Origin of the sequence: Microcoleus sp. N9_A2, from assembly GCF_036701775.1 — a bacterium.
Taxonomy (GTDB): domain Bacteria; phylum Cyanobacteriota; class Cyanobacteriia; order Cyanobacteriales; family Microcoleaceae; genus Microcoleus.
This window is the reverse complement of sequence record NZ_JAUBRH010000003.1, coordinates 191,308-209,933: the sequence shown is the minus strand read 5'-3', so window position 1 is coordinate 209,933 and position 18,626 is coordinate 191,308. Positions and strand designations below refer to the sequence as shown.

Sequence of the window (18,626 nt, the reverse complement as noted above, 5' to 3'; positions counted from 1 at the left end):
CCGCCAGTGCCAAAATAAACGGGTGCGTGCAAATCAACAGCTAAAATCTAAAAAAATCATGCAGAATATAACTGCCTCAAATCCAGCTAATGCGACCGATCGCCCTTTTGACACCGCAGACATTCAATTGCTGGTAGTGGATATAGACGGCACGATCGCAGGTTTGTCAAATACCATCCGAGAACCAGTCAAGCAGGCAATTTTGGCTGCCGAGTCGCGGGGAGTGAAAGTGGCCGTCGCTACGGGCAGGATGTACCGCTCAGCTTTGCGTTTTCATCGTGACATCGGCTCAACATTGCCACTGATTTGCTACCAGGGGGCATGGATTCAAGATCACGCTACTCAAAAACGGCTGCGGCACTTGCCGCTGTCGAAACAAACTGCTCTGCAACTGTTAGACCATTTTGAAGAACCGCATTTGCGATCGCTGCTTTCGATCAATTTCTACATTGACGACCAACTTTACGTGCCGGAAATTACCGCAGCTACCCGAATTTATGCCGAACGATCAGGCATTGAACCAATTGTGATTAAAGATTTGCGGCGAGATCTTCCGGGGGAACCGACGAAAGTTTTGGCTTTGTGCGAGAATCCGGGGGTACTCGACGGCTTGCTCAGCAGTATGCGGCAGCGCTACACGCCTGCGGAGCTTTATTTGACTCGATCCGTTGCTACTTTTTTTGAAGCTACGCATCCTTTGGCGAATAAGGGAGATGCGGTGCAGTATTTAGCGGAGGAACTTTTGGGTTTGCAGGCGGCGAACGTGATGGCGATCGGCGACAATTTTAATGATGTAGAAATGATTGCCTACGCGGGTGTGGGCGTGGCAATGGGCAATGCTCCTGATGGGGTGAAGGCTGGTGCTGATTGGGTGGCGCCGGATGTTGAGGAAGATGGGGTGGCGGCTGCGATCGAACAATTTGTTTTGGGCGATCGTTGATATTTGTAGCACCAATACCGCAGGGGCGGGTTTAGGGACATTTGGAAAAAATGTATATCAACCCGCCCCGACCCAGCGACAATTTATTATATAACTCTCTAGTTTTGAGTTTTCTGCAATCAAATTTTGATGATTAAAAAAAATCCACACTTTCGGATTTTTCGAGATCAAGTGCAGTCAATTACTTTTTTTGCAACATCAGAATATTTATTTAACGAACCGCGAAGACGCTAAGAACGCGTTCGGCGAAGCCGTTCCCGTTCCCCGCAGGGGTTCCCGAAGGGTAGGGTAGGAAGAATTGAAGAAAGCGGGGCGGGCTTACAGATCTTCTGGATGTGAATTTATAGATAATTTCAAACTCTTAAAAATGGGTTTCAACAGAAAAAGCACCGACGACTGGCCGTGTTTCGTCTCGGTGCTTCTTCTGGTTCGCTCCTCACACGTCCATCAATATAGCTGACTCAGTAAATTGTGTCAATACTTTTTACAAAAATTGTTTTTTGAGTCGGCTGTTGCCGGGGTGTCGGTGCGGTGGAGCGAGGCAAAACTTTTGCACTCCATGGGTTTGACTCGATCGCCCAAGGGTTGCCTTGAGCAGAAAAAATTTTACTTCAATTCCAGCATCCAGTCCAAAATCAGAGCGTTGACTTCACTCGGCCGCTCGTCGTGGGGACAGTGGCCTGTGTTGGGAATTGACACAAATTTCACTGGTTTATCATTGGCGGCCAATTGTTGATAAATCTGGCTGCCGGCGATCGGCGTCCAGGGGTCGTCTGCGCCCCAAAGTACCAATAACGGACGATCGACTTTGGGCAGCAATTCTGACGGTTGAGGGCCTGGAGGGGCCGTGAGAATCGAGGCAAACACTTGTTGAGCTCCGGGCTCGCAGGAGGGGGCGTGGAGGAGTTCTACGAGTTCGTCGGTGATGGCTTCGCGGTTCCCGTAGACTTGGCGCAGGGTGTTGCGGATGCGGTGTTTTTGGCGGATGTTGTTGAAGACAAACGGGCCGATCAGGGGCGATCGCACTAATTTAGTAAAAGTCCCCATCACTACTCGCAGCGGGAAATTTAGTTCGTCCGGCCGGTGGTTGAGTCCGCCGGCACAGTTGATTAAGACACCGCCGGCTGATATTTCTGGATGGTTGGCGACTACCATCAAACTCAGCAAAGCGCCGATCGAATTTCCGACAAATACCGCCGGTTCCTGTACCAATTCTGTCCAGAAATCTGTCAGCAATTCTTCCCACAATTCCAGCGTATAATCAAGCGCCGGTTTGGCGGAAGCACCGAATCCCAGCAAGTCCAGCGCAAATACCCGGTAGCCCCCCGCCGCGAGTGCGGGGATATTTTGTCGCCAATGTCCGATCGAAGCCCCAAATCCGTGAATCAAGATCAGAGGGCGGCCGGTTCCTTGGACGGTATATTGGATTTTGTGACCTTTCCAAGTCCAAATTAGCTTTTCAAAACTCGTTGCAGATACTAATTGTTGTGCAGTCACGGCTATTATGTAAAGTTTCGTTAACTACTTTCATCATAGCAGCACAATCCGTTTATGGCCGGGCTAGGAGCAACGCCACACAAGAACCTTGAACAAATAGTGGAACAGGCTAGAAGCCCGTTCTTGATAATAATGCAAGATATCAGATTAAACTGAGATGTTGCACGATTCTCAATTACCTATTTAGGAACGGGCTTCTAGCCCGTTCCACAAAATTCAATTTTATTGTGGAACGGGCTTCTAGCCCGTTCTTGATCATGGTGCAAGATATCAGGTTAAATAAACCTACTTTCTTCTTTATTCCCCCTTCTTCCTTCCCAATTTCCAATTTCAAATTCCCATTTTTACCTTTTTCCTAGCAACCAATAAGTCCTCATGTTCCCCTTACCTTTCACCGGAATTACGCCTCGCATCTCCAACAAATACTTATCTTTTAAAAGCTCATAAGTAACATCAGTAACTTGAATTCTGCCTGCAAAACCCGTACCCTCCATCCTCGACGCCACATTCACCGTATCTCCCCACAAATCATAGGTAAACTTGCTAACACCAATCACTCCCGCCACCACCGGCCCGGAATTGATGCCGATGCGAATTGCCAGTTTTTCTCCGGTCTCGGCCGACAACTTGGCTATTTTTGCCTGCATTCCCAGGGCCATTTGGGCGATCGCCTCGGCGTGATCCTGTCTCGGCGTAGGCAATCCCCCAACTACCATGTAAGCATCGCCAATAGTCTTAATTTTCTCCACACCGTACTTTTCAGCTAACTGGTCGAAGTGCGAAAAAATTACGTTCAAGCGCTTGACCAACTCGGTGGGAGACATTCTAGCAGACAACTCAGTAAAGCCAACAATATCAGCAAATAAAACACTTACTTGGGCAAAACTGTCGGCGATCGTGCTTTGCTCTGCTTTCAAGCGTTCTGCGATTGGTTTGGGTAAAATATTTAACAGCAACTTCTCGCTTTGTTCTTGTTGAACTTTTAGTGCTTCTTGTGCTAATTTGCGCTCGGTAATGTCAGAAACAGTACCCTCATAGTAGAGCAGCTCACCTTTTGAATCTCGAACAGCCCGAACATTTTCTGACACCCAAATCCGGCGCCCGTCTTTGCGACATACCATAGATTCAAATCCCGAAACGGCATTTTCAGCATCCATAGCAGCTACAAATTCGAGGCGGCGTTCCGGGTCAACGTACAGTTGCTGAGCAATATTTTTAATCTCGGACATCAGTTCTTCTTGCGAGTCGTAACCGTACAATTTTGCCAAAGCTGGATTAGCGCTGAGATAGCCTCCGGAAGGCGTGCTTTGAAAAATGCCTTCCATCGCATTTTCTACAATGCTGTGATATTTTTCTTGAGCGATACGCAGCAATTCTTCTGCTTGTTTGCGCTGAATCAAAGAACCTAATTGAGTGCCTACCGCATTAAAAACGTCTATAAATCGTGCATCTTTCCGACCAGACGAAATTTTAAAGAACACTAGGACTGCCAATACTTCATCGCCTACCAAAATCGGCACGCCAAAACCCGCTTTGAATCCCAGTTCTAGTGCTATTTGACTTCGCAAAAAATGCGGGTAGCCCCTGGAAATATCTTCTAGCCATTCCGGTTGCTTGGATGCCCAAACTCGTCCCGGCAGCCCTATATTCATGGGAAATGTCAGTTGTTCGCTTTGGCTGCGAAACGATTCCAGGCTCGCGTTGCTCGCATACCAGCCACGGGCAGATTGCAGGACAGTTCCTTCTGAATCGGGAATCCAAGCTTCTCCGACATCCCATCCGATTGTTTCGCCAACTTGGTGCAGAACTACTTCTAAAGCTGAGTGAAAGTCTATAGCTTCGCCGATCGCCCGCGTAGTTTCCAGCAAAAATCGGATTGATTCTTCAGCCCGCTGCCGTTCTGCGATTTCTTCCTGCAATCTAGAATTGCGATCGTGCAGTTCCCTAGCTTGCAGTTGCAGTTTGGATTGCAGCGAACGAAGGGAAAGTTGGTTTTGGACGCGGGCTAAGACTTCTTCTACTTGAAACGGTTTAGTAATATAATCCACTCCTCCTACTTGAAAAGCTTTAACTTTTTCCAGCACGTCATCTAGGGCACTAATAAAAATTACCGGAATATCTTTAGTTTTTCCGCTTAACTTTAACTGCTCACAAACTTCATACCCGTTCATTTGCGGCATATTAATATCTAGTAAAATTAGATCGGGAGGAGATATTTGTGCCCCTTGCAGAGCCAAGTGTCCGTTAATAGCCTTTCTGACATGATACCCGTAAGATGTCAGCATAGTGGATAAAAGTCGCAAATTATCCGGCATATCGTCAACGATCAGAATGTCTTTAGGAGTCGCTGGTAATGGATTGTCGTTCATCATAATATAATTGAGTTAAATCGATAATGATATCTATCCGAAAATTATCCACTAAATCTGTTAAAGCGTTAGCGAGATTTGCCTCAGTTTCGGGAATTTGCTCGATGAGTTCGAGGATGCGGTTGTCATCAACACAAAGTGCTGCTCGGTGCAACTCGACCACCCAGTCTGTGGGCATTACACTCAAATCCTCGGTGGTCAAACTTTTAAGCAGCGTCGGTGTTGAAAAAGAAGTAGATAAGTTTTCTTTTTCATAAATATAACGCAGGTTGAGGTGATGCGCTATCTTTTCAAAGAGTACCTCTTCCCGAAACGGTTTACATATCAAATCGTTACAACCTGCAGACAAAATTATTTGTCGCTGCTCGTCAAAAGCACTGGCAGTCAAGGCAATAATTATTGTTTCTTTACCTTCTAGAGTTTTCTTGATCAGTCTTGTCGCGTCATACCCATCCATCACGGGCATCAGCATATCCATTAATATCAAGTGCGGCTTCCAAGTTGAATGCAAAGCAATTGCTTCTTGACCGTTAACTGCTTCCCGGACTTCAAATCCCAGGGGTACCAGCAGCTTAAGCAGCAGTTGGCGATTTTCCGTTACATCTTCAACTATTAATATCCGATAAGTGTCTTGTCCGGCTTCTAAAGCAATAACTTGTTTAACCGCAGGTTTTTCTTGCTCGTCACTTTCTGTTACTAAGTTAACCTGGATATTAAAGCTGAAAGTTGTACCTCGATCGAGTTGACTTTCAACAGCAATATCACCTCCCATAATTCGGACGAACTGTTGGCTGATCGGCAAGCCCAGCCCGGTTCCCTGCATGGATTTTCGACCTGTTTCGGTTTGTACGAAGGGCTTGAATAATGTGGAGATTTCCGTGGGAGAAATGCCGGGGCCCGTGTCGGTAATTTCAAAACACAATTGGGATTTTTTTTCTTCTGTGGCGTTCTTTTCAGCTTGGCTGCTGACGCGCAAAGTAACGGTTCCGTGTTGAGTAAATTTAATCGCGTTGCCGAGCAGGTTAATTAAAACTTGCCGCAATTTAGCTTCGTCTGTTTGAATGTACTGCGGCAAATCCTCGGCATTTTCAAAGATTAGGTGCAAACCTTTTGAGTTGGCTTTTAGTTGCAGCATTTCTTTGAGACTGTTGAGAAGGTTGTAGAGATTGAAGCGGCTGGGATTGATAGTAATTTGACCTGCTTCTATTTTGGACATTGACAAAACATCATTAATGAGTTCTAGCAAATGTTCGCCGCTGCGGTTAATAATTTCTATGTATTCTTTTTGTTCTTCCGTGATAGAACTGTTGCGGGCCATGACTTGGGAAAAACCGAGAATGGCGTTGAGAGGTGTGCGGAGTTCGTGGCTCATGGAAGCTAGAAATTGGCTTTTGGCACGGTTGGCAACTTCGGCGTTTTCTTTCGATTTAATCAGTTCCATTGACTGCCTTTGAGTGCGGGCGAGCAATTCTGCTTGCTGTAATGCTACTCCTAGCTGAGTACCTACATCAACTGCAACGTTGATTTCAGCTTCACTCCACTGGCGGGGAGCTGAATTTTGATAGGATGCTAGTAATCCCCAGAGCTTTTTGCCCGAAAATATTGGTACAATAATGTAGGATTTAGCTTGAAATTTTTCTAGCAAGTGGATGTAACAATTATCGAAACCTTGCTTGTAAATATCTGGGACACAAAGGTAAGTTTTACCTCGGCTGTAGGCTCCGCCTTTGGTTTGTTGCAAATAGGTATCGTGGACTTCTGGTGAGATACTATCTAATTTTTGTACAAGGCAAAGTTCGCTGTCTAAAGCCCCTTCAGTAAGGTTAGAATCGAGTTCCTGTGCTTGGATGAAAGAAACCCACTTGCGGTCAAGGGATTCGGCTACAAATTCGCCGCTCCAGTCGGGATTGAAACGGTAAATGGCGACTCGATCGCACTTCATGGTTTGGCGCAATTCTCGGGTTGTGGCGTGAAAAATTTCTCGGATATCTAAAGTTTGCCGCATTCTTTCAATGATGCGGGCGATCGCTCTTTGTCGTAAAGCACTTTCTTGCAGTTCGGTTTCTGCCTGCTTGCGTTCGGTAATATCTACAGCCATTAAAGCAATGCCGATCGCTGTACCGTTATCGTCAATTAGCGGAGTATTGTACCACTCGCAGATGATAATTCTGCCGTCTTTGGTAAGATTTTCGGAAGTGCCGCTGGATTTGGCATTCAAGTCGTGATTGAAAATCTCAGATACTTGCTGGTGATAGCTTTCAGGTACGATCAAATCGGAGGCGAGTCTCCCTTTCGCTTCTTGCTCACTGTAGCCAAAAATAGCAACGGCTGCGGGATTCCAAGTGATAATTTCTAAATTCAGGTTTAACTCGATAACTGCGATCGGCGTTTGCTGCAATAAAAATGAGATTCTTCGCTGCGAGGCTAGCAGTTTTTCTTCGGCCGCTTTGCGGTCTGTTATGTCATTAGCCGTGCCGAGAATTTGTTTGGGTTTACCATCAGTTGTTCTGAGAAATACTGTATCCCAACTGTGCATCCACCGCCATTCACCGTTTTTGTGCCTCATCCGGTATTGACATTCAATGACATCACCATCTTTCGCTCGCTCCACTTTTTGGACGCTTTCTAAAAGGTTTGACAAATCCTCTGGGTTGAGCAGCGTTGACATCATTGCTGTACCCATATCTTGTATTTCTCGGGCGGTGTATCCGAGCATCGTCGAAATTTGTCGGTTGCTGTAGACATTCCGCTGTTCAATTACATCGTAAACGTACAATAGGTTGGGATTGGAATCGGCGATCGCTTGAATGAAGTGCTGGCTTTCTCTGAGTGCGGATTCTGTTTGTTTGCGAACGCTAATATCTCTGGCTACGATAATCACTGAATCTGGAGTAAGCGGAGAAACTTTAGCATCGAGGCAAACTTCGCGCTTTCCGACTTTAAAGCTATATTCAACATTGATACTTTGCTTCGTTTTTAGAGCTTGTTGGATGGCATTTAATACTAAATCTGCTACAGGTTTCGGTAAGACTTCATGGGCGGTTTTATTAATCATTTCGCTGGGATGTTTCACCAAATTTGTTGATGCTGTCGGGGCGATTTTGATACAGCGCCCTTCTGCATTTCTCACTAAAACTGTGTCAGTCATGGCGGCAAAAATCGCCCGCAATTCTGTTTCAGATTCTTGTAGAGCTTGCTCGGCGCGGACACGGGTGCGAATTTCTGCTTGCAGCACTTTATTTTGCCGATCGAGCTGCTGAATTCGGTTTTTTTCTCGATCGATCAATTTAGCTTGAGCGATAGCGAGCCCTACTTGAGCCGCTACAGATTCTAATAAGTCGATTTCCTCGGAAGTCCATTCCCGGTAACGATCGCACTGGTGCAAACAGATAGCACCGTTTGCCCTGCCTTGGTAGGAAGTGCGAATTGCCAGCATCGATTTTAACCCAACCTTCTGGCAAATCGGTTGAACAGCTTGCAACAGAGGGTCTGCATAAACATTGTTCGAGGCGATCGCCTGATCTTGTATCATCATTTGTATGACGTGAGGATTGCCCCAAATTGGAACAGGTACGTTCCGAATAGATTCACACTCCGGTTCGACATACTCGGCCGCCAGAGGAATATCGACTTGGGGGGTAGTAACGTAAGTATGAATCAAACAGCGATTGGCGCAGAATGCCAGACCGATTTGAGTTGCAGCTATTTGAAATATTTGTTCTGGCTGCAAGCTTGAGCGAATTTCCTGAGTTATTTTTGCGATCAGCAATTCTCGCTGAACTTGCCGTTCTAAAGCAGCTTTAGCTCCAGCCATTTCTATTTCTGCGTGCTTGCGCTCGCTGATATCAAAAAGTACGCCATACCAAACAATATCGCCATTATCGCGCATTTCTGGCCGAGAATTAGATTGCAGCCATTTGAGTTTACCAGACGGTGTAACAATCCGCCATTCAAAGGCAAAAGGTTCTAAAGTTTGGGCGCTAGTAGCAATTTGTTTTACCAGATATTCCTGGTCATCTGGATGATTTTGAGCGAAGCACAAATCTGGATCTTTTAATATTTTTTCACTCTCTAATTCGTAAATTTCCCTACAAGCATAACTAATATATTCAAATTTGAAACTTCCATCGGGCTTGTTGATAAATTGATAAAGAACTCCCGGTATATTGACCGCCAATTTCTGCAACCGCGCTTTGCTTTCCCGGAGTGATTCTTCTGTTAGCTTGCGAAATTCTACCTCTTGTTGCAGTTGGGCATTCTGTTGTTTTAATTGTTTTGATAGCTGTTGTATAGTCAATTGACTTTCGATACGCACTAAAACTTCTTCCACTTGAAAAGGCTTAGTAATGTAGTCAACACCGCCGACTTCAAAAGCTTTGACTTTGTGAAAAGTCTCATCAAAAACACTCAAGAAAATAACCGGGATTTCCCTCGTTTTCTCGTTGGATTTCAGTCTAGCACATACTTCATATCCGTTCATTTTGGGCATGGCAATATCTAGCAAAATTAAGTCGGGGAGAACGGTTAAATTAGCATTGACCGCCATTTCTCCCGAAATCGCCCGCTGAACTTTATACCCTTCTTTCGTCAATATGTTTGATATAAACCGCAGGTTGTGGGGCTGATCATCAATAATTAAAATGTGAATACTTTCTTTTTCAAATATCATTTCTTGTCGGGTCATTGTGATTTTTTTAGTGCTAGCAGCAGATTGATGATTGAATAAATTTAGCGATTACTTCCGATCATAATTATTTATTAAACCTTTTCAAACTCAGCAAATAGAGGATTAATTTTAGATATTAGCCCATCAACTAACGCACCTTCTATTTTTTAAACTTATTGGTTGCTTGACTTAAGGTTTACCCTCAAATTAACCGTATTTAACCATATCTTATTGCCGAAACAAATCCCCTTATTTGATGTCCAAATTAAGTTTGCATAAAAACAATCCTCGCTTAGGCACTCCAGACCAAAGCAACCGGGTTCTTTGACTTTGTTCAAGGGCTGCGACAAAGTATTTTCGTACAACCCGGTTGATGCGCCCAAAATAGTTTTTTGCTTGACTTTAGCATTAAAATTCCCAGGAGGATAACGCAAGTTTGTGGATATTGTGCTGCCACATTCAAAGGGTTTTAGCAGAGATACACACCTGGACATACCGCGAGGCGAAGAAACCGTTTTTTTTTACTCTTGTGGCTGCAACAAAGTCTGGCTGTGAAAAACCTCGGTTTTGATGCACCCGCCCATCAGTCTTAAGATAGTTATAGGTAACTAAGAGTATATAGAAATCCTAAATCATTTGTGAATTTCTTACTCCCTCAGAGCGGGTTCGGGGAGGGTTGGGGTAGGGTAAAAAATTTATGACTTCTGCAAGGATTGCTATAGATCCATCCACCCGCCCCCAAAGCCTACGATATAAACTATTTTCTCGGTCTTTTCTATGCCAGCAATTCCTTAAGTTTAGCAATATTTTCATGGCTGAAGTAAATTTTAATTTCTAGTTCTTGGTCAGCCTCCCACAACAGCAGCATATTATCTTCGCCCAAGGCGATTTCGGGATTGTTTAATTCCAGTGTTTGATATTTAACTTCTGGAATTCCTACGCGAATTACCAGTTCCGATTCCAACTGAGGATAGATGTACAATTGCTGTTGCAAGTTATCAAGTTCTAATTTGTCAACAGTGTTGTTACGTTGGACTGGAGAATCGGGTATATACCAATACAGAGTTTCCTCCCGAATTTCGGGATTGACTATCACAAATGTTTCGTCAAAACGCTGGGGGTGCCAGTGAATTTCGCTCAGACCGCCGATTTGCGGAATCAGTCGCTCTACCCAGCTAATTTCTTTACCGTTGAGGTTTCCCCACCACTCACTGATATTATGGAGATTGTCAGCATTTTCGGGGTGGCTGCTGCCGGACTGCCAGACTGTTTTTAGTTGTTGCATATACAGGTTCTCCAGCGAATTTAAATTTGAGATTGCAGGCTTTCAATTGGAGATTCATTCGTTATACAATAATTTTAATGGACTTACCAATTATTTACCACGAAGATTACGTTGCACCTCTGCCACCGGATCATCGCTTCCCGATGGCAAAGTTTCGGATGCTTTACCAGATGCTGCTCGCGGACGGGGTAGCAGATGAATCGCAATTTCACGCTCCTGAACTTCCCCCTCAAGAATGGATTGAATTAGTCCACGACCACTCCTATGTTCAAGCTTACTGCAACGGGACGCTCGATAACAAAGCGACTCGGCGAATTGGTCTGCCTTGGAGTCGCGCCCTTGCTAATCGCACTTGCACTGCGGTTGCAGGCACTGTACTAACTGCCAAGCTCGCTTTAGACTATGGTTTGGCTTGCAATACAGCAGGCGGAACTCATCACGCCTTTCCTGCTTTTGGGTCGGGTTTTTGTATTTTTAATGATTTGGCGATCGCCTCTCGCGTCTTACAAAAAAATGGTTTAGTTCGCAAAGTTTTAATTGTCGATTTAGATGTCCACCAAGGAGACGGAACCGCCGTAATATTCCAAGATGACAGTAGCGTTTTTACTTTTTCAATGCACTGCGAAGTCAATTTTCCCGGCACTAAACAAAAGGGCGATTTAGATGTACCTTTGCCGGTGGGTATGGAGGACGACGAATATTTACAAACATTGGATAAATTCTTACCAGATTTGCTGTCAAATGTCAAGCCTGATTTAGTTTTGTACGATGCTGGAGTAGACCCTCATCACGGTGACAAACTGGGAAAATTAGCTTTAACTGATACGGGCTTATTTCGCCGGGAAATGCAAGTTTTGATGGCGTGTTTGGCTGGCGGCTATCCCGTTGCCTGCGTGATTGGCGGGGGCTATTGCGATGACGCTCAGGGCTTAGTTTATCGACATTCACTGCTGCACCGAGCCGCCAGTCAAGCCTACAGGCAGTATCGACTTTGATCCAGAGCGACGATACTTCCGAAATATGGCCGAAAAAACAGTCTCCCTCACCCAAACAAATAAAAATACTATTAGCGATCGCTCCAGCTTGCCAGATGGGTACAACTTGAGCTAAAAAGTTGTTAAACAAACAACGGTACTTATGTCGAAGGCCAGCGAGTCCAATCACCCCTATCCACTGCTGGTTGTCATTGTTAACTACCGAACCTCTAGTTTGACAATTGACTGCTTGCGCTCTCTAGTTAGCGAAGTTCAATCGCTGCCCGGTACGCGGGTTGTAGTTGGCGACAATGCTTCAGGCGACAATTCTACCGAAGAAATACCAGCCGCTATAGCCGCATTCGGCTGGAGCGAATGGGCCTCCTTCGTTCCCCTAGAGCGCAACGGCGGATTTGCCTACGGCAACAACGCCCTGATCCGTCCCGCCCTAGAATCCATCAATCCCCCCCCTTACATCCTGCTGCTCAACCCAGACACCGTAGTTCGCCCCGGAGCTCTCAAAGCACTGGTTGACTTCATGGACGCCCACCCCGAAGCCGGCATCGCCGGCAGCCGCTTGGAAGACCCCGACGGTACTCCCCAGGAGTCAGCTTTTCGGTTTCACAGCATCTTGACCGAACTCGATTTTGGTTGGCGGACGGGCTTTATATCCAAGTTATTAGCCAACTGGGCCGCAGCGCCTCCCATTTCCCAAGAAACCTGTCAAACTGATTGGGTAGCTGGAGCCAGCATGATCGTCCGTCGCGAAGTATTTGAAAAGATTGGCTTGATGGATGAAGCTTATTTCATGTACTGCGAAGAAATGGACTTTTGTCTGCAAGCGAACAAAGCTGGCTGGAGTTGCTGGTACGTACCCGAAAGTCGCGTTGTCCACTTAGTCGGCCAAAGCTCAGGCGTCACTGACACCAAAAAGCCCGCCAAGCGGCTGCCTATCTATTGGTTTGATTCCCGCCGTAGGTACTTTATCAAAAACTACGGCTTGGTTTACACAGCATTAACTGATGTATGCTGGGCTTCGGGTTTTGCTGCGTGGAGGGTGCGCCGCGCAGTGCAAGGCAAGCCAGATGGGGACCCGCCAAACTACCTCAAGGATTTCCTGCTCAATAGTGTATTTTTAAAAGGAGGTGAGATTGAAAAATCCAAAAATTATTAAGGGATTTTTGTAAACAAGTCTAAGCTCGCTCTATCGTCGTGTTAATTATAACCAGTAAAGCATTAGCTGAGGTAGCAAAACAATGGATATTTTTAATAAAATAAACAAGGAGGTTGAAGAGAGATGAACTAACACAAAAAACAGAAACTGAAAAACAGGAACTATGATTATCGGAGACAGTTCCCGAGTTGAGTGAAATATACACAGAGACAGATCACCTAATTCAGATTAACAATTAACAGCAGATGAACAGCAAACCCGAAAAAAGCACTGTATTGCACAACAAACGCACAATCGTAGCAGCATCAAAAATGTTTACCTACCCAACGCGGTTGGCCAGCGCGTGGAAACCCGACATCATGGAAATTAACTTGCCGGAATATCAATTAAAAAGACCAGACCTAGAAATCAGCATCCGGCAAGAATCTACGCGGACGGTTCCCAACAGCAGCAATATTTATCGGAAAATCTACAGAAAATTGGCAGCTCCGATGCAAATTGACGGAGAATACATTTTAGATTCCCGGTATGAAACAGACGGCAATATAGCCCACATCATGACTGGCCCAGTCCTCAGACTGTTAGGAGCGCAAAAAATTTGCGATCAAGTAACGGTGGTTTTGCGATCGAACGCCAACAACATGGCGAAAAACGTCTACAAACTGCTGGGAGCATCCATACTTTGCACGGACAAAGACATTAACGGCAAGCTGGTACTTGCAGATGAGCGCTATCCGGGCGCTTACGAAGGGTGTTACAATGCTTTATTCGGGGAGTTAGCTTTTGAGGGATTTAATCCGCAGACTCCTGAAAAAGTGTTTATCTCTCGAAAAGGCACCAGAAGTTTAATCAACGAAAGTGAAGTAGAACAGACTTTGCAAGCATACGGATTTAAGAAATATTACTTTGAAGACATACCGATTAGCGAACAGTGGTCGGTAGCCAGAAATGCTAAAGTTATAGTGGCAATGCACGGTGCAGCGCTGGCTAGCCTTGTATTCAACAGCAACAAAGTTAAGCTGATAGAATTATTTCACCCCGGTTACGTAGTTGATATGTACCGCCACATCGCAAACGCTGTGGGCGGAACTTGGTGCGGTGTTAGCGGTCAAATTACACAAGATGTAATTGCCAAACTTGATTTCAAGCAACAAGCAAGATATTTTGCTCTGACTCGCACCAAAATCGATATAAATTCTCTGCGAAGGGCGCTAGAATATTTGGGTGAATAGAAAATTAAATAAGTAAAAAAATAGGGGAATAAATTATGGTAGCGCAGCCACAAGTAACAGAAAGTGCCAATCAAATAAAAACCTCAGAATTGGGACTGTGGCAGCAAATTAAAGAAGACTGGATTGCTCATGGTCGAGATTGGACAAAACCGGGATTTCGGGCCGTAGCAGTTCAAAGGTTCGGCGTCTGGAGAATGCAGGTAGAACCGAAATTACTGCGAGCTCCTTTGAGCATTATTTATCGATCGCTCTACCGAAAAGTCCGCAATAGTTACGGGATAGACTTGCCTTACACTGTGAAGCTGGGTCGTCGCGTGGTGATTGAACATCAAAACGCTATTATTATTCATGGATATTGTACGATCGGCGACGACTGCATTATCCGCCAAGGTGTAACGTTGGGAAACCGCTATTTGGACAAACCGCTAGAATCCCCTCAATTGGGCGATCGGGTTAACGTCGGCGCTGGTGCAAAAATCCTCGGAAAAGTAAACTTGGGAGACGACGTAAATATCGGTGCCAATGCTGTAGTTTTATCAGATATTCCCGCAGGCAAAACAGCAGTAGGTATCCCCGCCAAGATTCTTCAATCTACCAAAAACCAGGAAAATGCTTAGATCGACATTGCGAAAAATCCTCCGCCATCTTGCCATGCGTTACGGCAAGTTCCGTGGCCTTTACATCCAATTCTGTAACCCTGATTCCAAAGAATACACAGAATTTCTCCGCCGCCACGGCAACTTCTACGCGATCGGCGAAAATTGCAGCATCTGGCCCAATACCGTCTTTGGAGATCCCGCCTACGTCCGCATCGGCAACAATGTTCACTTCTCATCTTGTACCGTGCTCGGCCACGACGGCTCGATCGCCATGCTTGACCGGGCTTACAACGTTAAACTAGAGGCCGTAGGCAAGATAGATATCCGCGACAACGTATTTATTGGCTTAAATGCGATCGTCCTTCGCAACGTCACCATCGGCCCAAATGCGATCGTCGCCGCCGGTGCCGTCGTCACCAAAGATGTCGCCGAGGGCGATATAGTGGCCGGCGTCCCCGCCAGACCGATCGGCCGCGTCGAAGACTTAGTGAAAAAATTGCAAGCCGAAACTCAAAGCCTGCCCTGGGCCGATTTGATTAACAGCCGCGAGGGCAGCTTCGACCCCGAAATTGAACCAGAGCTCGTAAAGTTACGAGTGTCGCACTTCTACGGCAACACATCCACTCCAACTGTGGCCCAATTCCAGCAATCTTCCTAGTCAAGTTATACCAATTTAATGTGAAGTTGCACATATCCCGATCCCCCTAAATCCCCCTTAAGAAGGGGGACTTTGAGTAACTCTTGTCCCCCCCTTATTAAGGGGGGTTAAGGGGGATCAGATTCTATGCAGCCTCATAAAAAATTGGTATTAGAGATTCTTCTTAAGATAAATTACACAAATAGGCACAACTGTCTACATCATTAAAACACTGCACAAACAATGGTTGAGTCAATCACTAAGTCAATCATTTCTGCTACAGAAGCAGACTGGAGCCGCGAAAAATTTAGCAAGTGGTGGGAACCCAGTCGCCAACTGCTCAAATCTATCCGCAACTATCAAAAGTGGCAGAAGCAGGGTGGAATTGCAGGATATATTCTATGCCGTTGGAACGTTATCCAGCATCGATTTTGGAGCGTTGTAACTGCAACAGACATCCCTTTAAACTGCCAAATACAAGGAGGACTGCTGCTGACTCATCCTAATGGCATTGTCATTCATCCCAGTGCTTCCATTGGCCCTAACTGTCTGATTCTTCAACAGGTGACAATTGTTGCTGATGTCAAAATCGGCGGTCACGTCGATATCGGTGCAGGAGCAAAAATTATTCGCTCCGTAACGATCGGCGATCATGCTTTGATTGGTGCTAATGCTGTGGTGATTTGTGACGTGCCACCAGGTGCAACCGCAGTGGGAATTCCCGCAAAAATCATCGAAAAAAAAAACCAGGAAGTCTGAAAAATAATTTCTAGAAGTCACAGAAAAATTAGGAAATTAGCTGGACTTTTATTAAAATATAAAAGGAACTACTCAGTAGTCGCATTCAAGAGGTAAAACTTGAAACAAATTGGATTAGTAGCGATCGGACGAAACGAAGGGCAGCGCCTCCGCCAGTGCCTAGTCTCGGCCACAGACAAAGTTACCCGCGTCGTCTATGTCGATTCCGGCTCAACAGACGGTAGCCTAGAGTTAGCCCGATCGATCGGAGCCGATACAGTAGAACTAGACTTATCTATACCGTTTACCGCAGCACGCGCCAGAAACGAAGGCTTTGCCCGCTTGCTGGAACTAGCACCAGACATTGAATTTGTCCAATTTGTGGACGGTGACTGCGAATTGATTGACGGATGGATCGATCGAGCCTACAGCGAACTCGTAGCCAAACCAGACGTAGCAGCAGTCTGCGGGCGCAGGCGCGAACGATACCCCGAAGCAAGCATCTACAACCAATTGTGCGACATCGAGTGGGATACCCCCATCGGCGAAACCAAAGCCTGCGGTGGCGACTCCATGATGCGCGTAGCAGCATTTCAGCAAGTCGAAGGTTTCAATCCCGCACTAATAGCCGGCGAAGAACCCGAACTGTGCTTGCGGCTGCGCCAAAAAGATTGGAAAATCCTTCGCTTAGACGCAGAAATGACCCTGCACGACGCGCAAATGACCAGTTTCGCTCAGTGGTGGAAGCGGGCTCAAAGAGCCGGTCACGCCTATGCCGAGGGTTCCTGGATGCACGGAAGCGAACCAGAGCGCCATTGGGTCAAAGAAACCCGCAGCACCTGGTTTTGGGGCTTAGTCTTGCCAGCCCTAGCCTTGGCAATGACATGGCCGACAAAAGGCTGGAGCTTGTTACTATTGAGTGGCTACCCCTTAGCAACCTATCGCACCTATAACTATTATATAAAGCATCGGGATCTCACAACTAAAGAGGCAGCTATCTACGCTTTGTCATGTGTATTAGCCAAATTTCCCCAGCTACAAGGTCAAATCCAGTTTCACCAGCGCCGATTGCTGGGGCAGCAGAGCAAGCTAATCGAATACAAAACCACCAAGTCTATTAATTCAGCCAGCTAGAATTACAGCTAACGTCCCAGAAAGTTCACCCCTGAGTAGCAAACAAATGAGTAATAAAAAATTAAAAGTTTTACTAATTGTAGAACAGTGCAATCCTGACTGGGCATCAGTACCTTTAGTTGGATACAATTTTTTTCAAAAAATAAACAATTTAGTTGATGCAACACTCGTTACCCATATTAGAAATAAACCAGCCCTTGAAAAACACCCAGAATACGAAAAAACTATCTACCTTGAGGAAGGAAAGTTAGCCCATCAATATTATAAAATAGTAGAAAAGCTTACCGCCACCGGGCGAGTAAATTGGCCAATTTATCATGCCTTGAATTACCCCATTTATGAGCAATTCAATCAACAAGTATATCAAAAATTCAAAGGAAAAATCCTCAACGGAGATTATGACATAGTTCATGCAATCACTCCCATGATGCCGCGCTATCCGTTTAAGGTAGTCAGTGTATGCCAGCAGACTCCTTTTATTTTAGGGCCGGTGAATGGGGGCATTCCTTTTCCACCAGGTTTTCAAAAAACGGCAAGACAAGAATTTGCTCAATTTAACTTTTTGAGAGCAGTTGGTAGAGCATTAATTCCCGGTTATGTAGAAACTTACCAAAAAGCCGACAAAATCTTAGCAGGTTCAAAATATACTTTAAATATGTTAAAAGATTTGTTTGCAATCCCTGACCAAAGAATTGATTTATTCTACGAAAATGGGATTTCCGAGGAATTTTTAAATCAGACAAATATCCTTAATAAAGATGTTAGCAAGATTAATCTGCTTTTTGTGGGTCGGTTAGTTCCGTACAAATGCGCCGATATTGTCATTGAGTCTATTGGCAAATTAGACCAGGAAATTCAAAGTAAAATCCGCTTAAGCATAGTAGGAGACGGCTCAGAAAGAAACAACTTGGAAAACCGAGTCAAGGAGCTTAATTTAGGCGAAATAGTCAGCTTTGCCGGATGGGTCAATCAACAAGAAACTCTAGATTATTACAGAAAAGCAGATATTTTTTGTTTCCCTTCAATCCGAGAGTTTGGCGGCGCAGTGGTAATGGAAGCTATGGCTTGCGGACTCCCCTGTATAGTTGCTAATAACGGCGGTATTGGTGAATACGTGAATGAAGAAACTGGTTTTAAGATCGAGCCTATTTCTAGAGAGTATCTCACCCAGGAGTTGACAAGTAAAATTAAGATGTTGGTGGAAGATGATAAGTTGCGGGAAAGTATGTCAGCTAAGGCGATCGAAAAAGCAAGAGAATTTGCGTGGGAAAACAAAGCCATAAAAATCGTCGAGATTTACGAAAAAATGCTCGGTGAGAAAAGTGTTAGTGCATCGACATAGTAGAGCGATATTGTTTAGTTAAAAATTAGAAAGCAGGTA

13 protein-coding genes are annotated in these 18,626 nt (G+C 45.3%); 9 read left to right on the top strand and 4 right to left on the bottom strand.

The features are described 5' to 3' along the window. Positions 1 to 58: 58 nt before the first annotated feature. Positions 59 to 940: a Cof-type HAD-IIB family hydrolase gene (locus QUA44_RS03160; protein ID WP_333248212.1), complete on the top strand. Its 882-nt coding sequence runs from the start codon at positions 59 to 61 to the stop codon at positions 938 to 940. Positions 941 to 1,546: 606 nt separating this feature from the next. Here QUA44_RS03160 and QUA44_RS03155 read toward each other — a convergent pair. The 4 genes from QUA44_RS03155 to QUA44_RS03140 all read right to left on the bottom strand — a co-directional run bounded on the left by QUA44_RS03155 (position 1,547) and on the right by QUA44_RS03140 (position 10,757). Beyond that, positions 1,547 to 2,437 (bottom strand): alpha/beta fold hydrolase, encoded by an 891-nt coding sequence (locus tag QUA44_RS03155; RefSeq protein ID WP_333248210.1) that lies wholly within the window; start codon positions 2,435 to 2,437, stop codon positions 1,547 to 1,549. Between the two features lie 344 nt (positions 2,438 to 2,781). Further along, on the bottom strand, positions 2,782 to 4,809 hold the full coding sequence (locus QUA44_RS03150; protein ID WP_333248208.1) for an adenylate/guanylate cyclase domain-containing protein: 2,028 nt from the start codon (positions 4,807 to 4,809) through the stop codon (positions 2,782 to 2,784). Continuing rightward, positions 4,775 to 9,490 (bottom strand): PAS domain S-box protein, encoded by a 4,716-nt coding sequence (locus tag QUA44_RS03145; RefSeq protein WP_333248206.1) that lies wholly within the window; start codon positions 9,488 to 9,490, stop codon positions 4,775 to 4,777. Before QUA44_RS03145 ends, QUA44_RS03150 begins: the two co-directional genes overlap by 35 nt. Before the next feature lie 757 nt (positions 9,491 to 10,247). Next, entirely contained in the window at positions 10,248 to 10,757 is a 510-nt protein-coding gene (locus QUA44_RS03140) for a hypothetical protein (RefSeq protein WP_333248205.1), read from the bottom strand. Positions 10,758 to 10,834: 77 nt separating this feature from the next. Between QUA44_RS03140 and QUA44_RS03135 the strand changes: the two genes are divergently transcribed. From QUA44_RS03135 to QUA44_RS03100, 8 genes are all read left to right on the top strand, one after another. Continuing rightward, a complete protein-coding gene (locus QUA44_RS03135) occupies positions 10,835 to 11,752 on the top strand; it encodes a histone deacetylase (RefSeq protein WP_333248203.1) in 918 nt (305 codons plus the stop codon). Between the two features lie 142 nt (positions 11,753 to 11,894). Continuing rightward, positions 11,895 to 12,905 carry a glycosyltransferase family 2 protein gene (locus tag QUA44_RS03130; protein ID WP_333248201.1) on the top strand — a complete coding sequence of 337 codons (1,011 nt, stop codon included), beginning with the start codon at positions 11,895 to 11,897 and terminating at the stop codon, positions 12,903 to 12,905. A 245-nt stretch (positions 12,906 to 13,150) separates the two neighbouring features. Next, positions 13,151 to 14,137 (top strand): glycosyltransferase family 61 protein, encoded by a 987-nt coding sequence (locus QUA44_RS03125; protein ID WP_333248199.1) that lies wholly within the window; start codon positions 13,151 to 13,153, stop codon positions 14,135 to 14,137. Between the two features lie 35 nt (positions 14,138 to 14,172). Continuing rightward, positions 14,173 to 14,754 carry a serine acetyltransferase gene (locus tag QUA44_RS03120; protein WP_333248198.1) on the top strand — a complete coding sequence of 194 codons (582 nt, stop codon included), beginning with the start codon at positions 14,173 to 14,175 and terminating at the stop codon, positions 14,752 to 14,754. Further along, positions 14,747 to 15,394, top strand: a complete 648-nt coding sequence (locus QUA44_RS03115) for an acyltransferase (RefSeq protein ID WP_333248196.1) — start codon at positions 14,747 to 14,749, stop codon at positions 15,392 to 15,394. Before QUA44_RS03120 ends, QUA44_RS03115 begins: the two co-directional genes overlap by 8 nt. A 222-nt stretch (positions 15,395 to 15,616) precedes the next feature. After that, positions 15,617 to 16,132 carry a serine acetyltransferase gene (locus QUA44_RS03110; protein WP_333248194.1) on the top strand — a complete coding sequence of 172 codons (516 nt, stop codon included), beginning with the start codon at positions 15,617 to 15,619 and terminating at the stop codon, positions 16,130 to 16,132. Between the two features lie 99 nt (positions 16,133 to 16,231). After that, positions 16,232 to 17,245, top strand: a complete 1,014-nt coding sequence (locus QUA44_RS03105; RefSeq protein ID WP_333248192.1) for a glycosyltransferase — start codon at positions 16,232 to 16,234, stop codon at positions 17,243 to 17,245. A gap of 46 nt (positions 17,246 to 17,291) precedes the next feature. After that, positions 17,292 to 18,587, top strand: coding sequence for a glycosyltransferase family 4 protein (locus QUA44_RS03100; RefSeq protein WP_333248190.1), 1,296 nt, complete (start codon positions 17,292 to 17,294; stop codon positions 18,585 to 18,587). Positions 18,588 to 18,626 lie beyond the last annotated feature (39 nt).

What these genes read in the sequence shown, in the direction of transcription:
- QUA44_RS03160 (WP_333248212.1), top strand. Translation starts at nt 59, where the DNA reads ATGCAGAATATAACTGCCTCAAATCCAGCTAATGCGACCGATCGCCCT.
- QUA44_RS03150 (WP_333248208.1), bottom strand. Translation starts at nt 4,809, where the DNA reads ATGATGAACGACAATCCATTACCAGCGACTCCTAAAGACATTCTGATC.
- QUA44_RS03145 (WP_333248206.1), bottom strand. Translation starts at nt 9,490, where the DNA reads ATGACCCGACAAGAAATGATATTTGAAAAAGAAAGTATTCACATTTTA.
- QUA44_RS03140 (WP_333248205.1), bottom strand. Translation starts at nt 10,757, where the DNA reads ATGCAACAACTAAAAACAGTCTGGCAGTCCGGCAGCAGCCACCCCGAA.
- QUA44_RS03135 (WP_333248203.1), top strand. Translation starts at nt 10,835, where the DNA reads ATGGACTTACCAATTATTTACCACGAAGATTACGTTGCACCTCTGCCA.
- QUA44_RS03130 (WP_333248201.1), top strand. Translation starts at nt 11,895, where the DNA reads ATGTCGAAGGCCAGCGAGTCCAATCACCCCTATCCACTGCTGGTTGTC.
- QUA44_RS03125 (WP_333248199.1), top strand. Translation starts at nt 13,151, where the DNA reads ATGAACAGCAAACCCGAAAAAAGCACTGTATTGCACAACAAACGCACA.
- QUA44_RS03120 (WP_333248198.1), top strand. Translation starts at nt 14,173, where the DNA reads ATGGTAGCGCAGCCACAAGTAACAGAAAGTGCCAATCAAATAAAAACC.
- QUA44_RS03115 (WP_333248196.1), top strand. Translation starts at nt 14,747, where the DNA reads ATGCTTAGATCGACATTGCGAAAAATCCTCCGCCATCTTGCCATGCGT.
- QUA44_RS03110 (WP_333248194.1), top strand. Translation starts at nt 15,617, where the DNA reads ATGGTTGAGTCAATCACTAAGTCAATCATTTCTGCTACAGAAGCAGAC.
- QUA44_RS03100 (WP_333248190.1), top strand. Translation starts at nt 17,292, where the DNA reads ATGAGTAATAAAAAATTAAAAGTTTTACTAATTGTAGAACAGTGCAAT.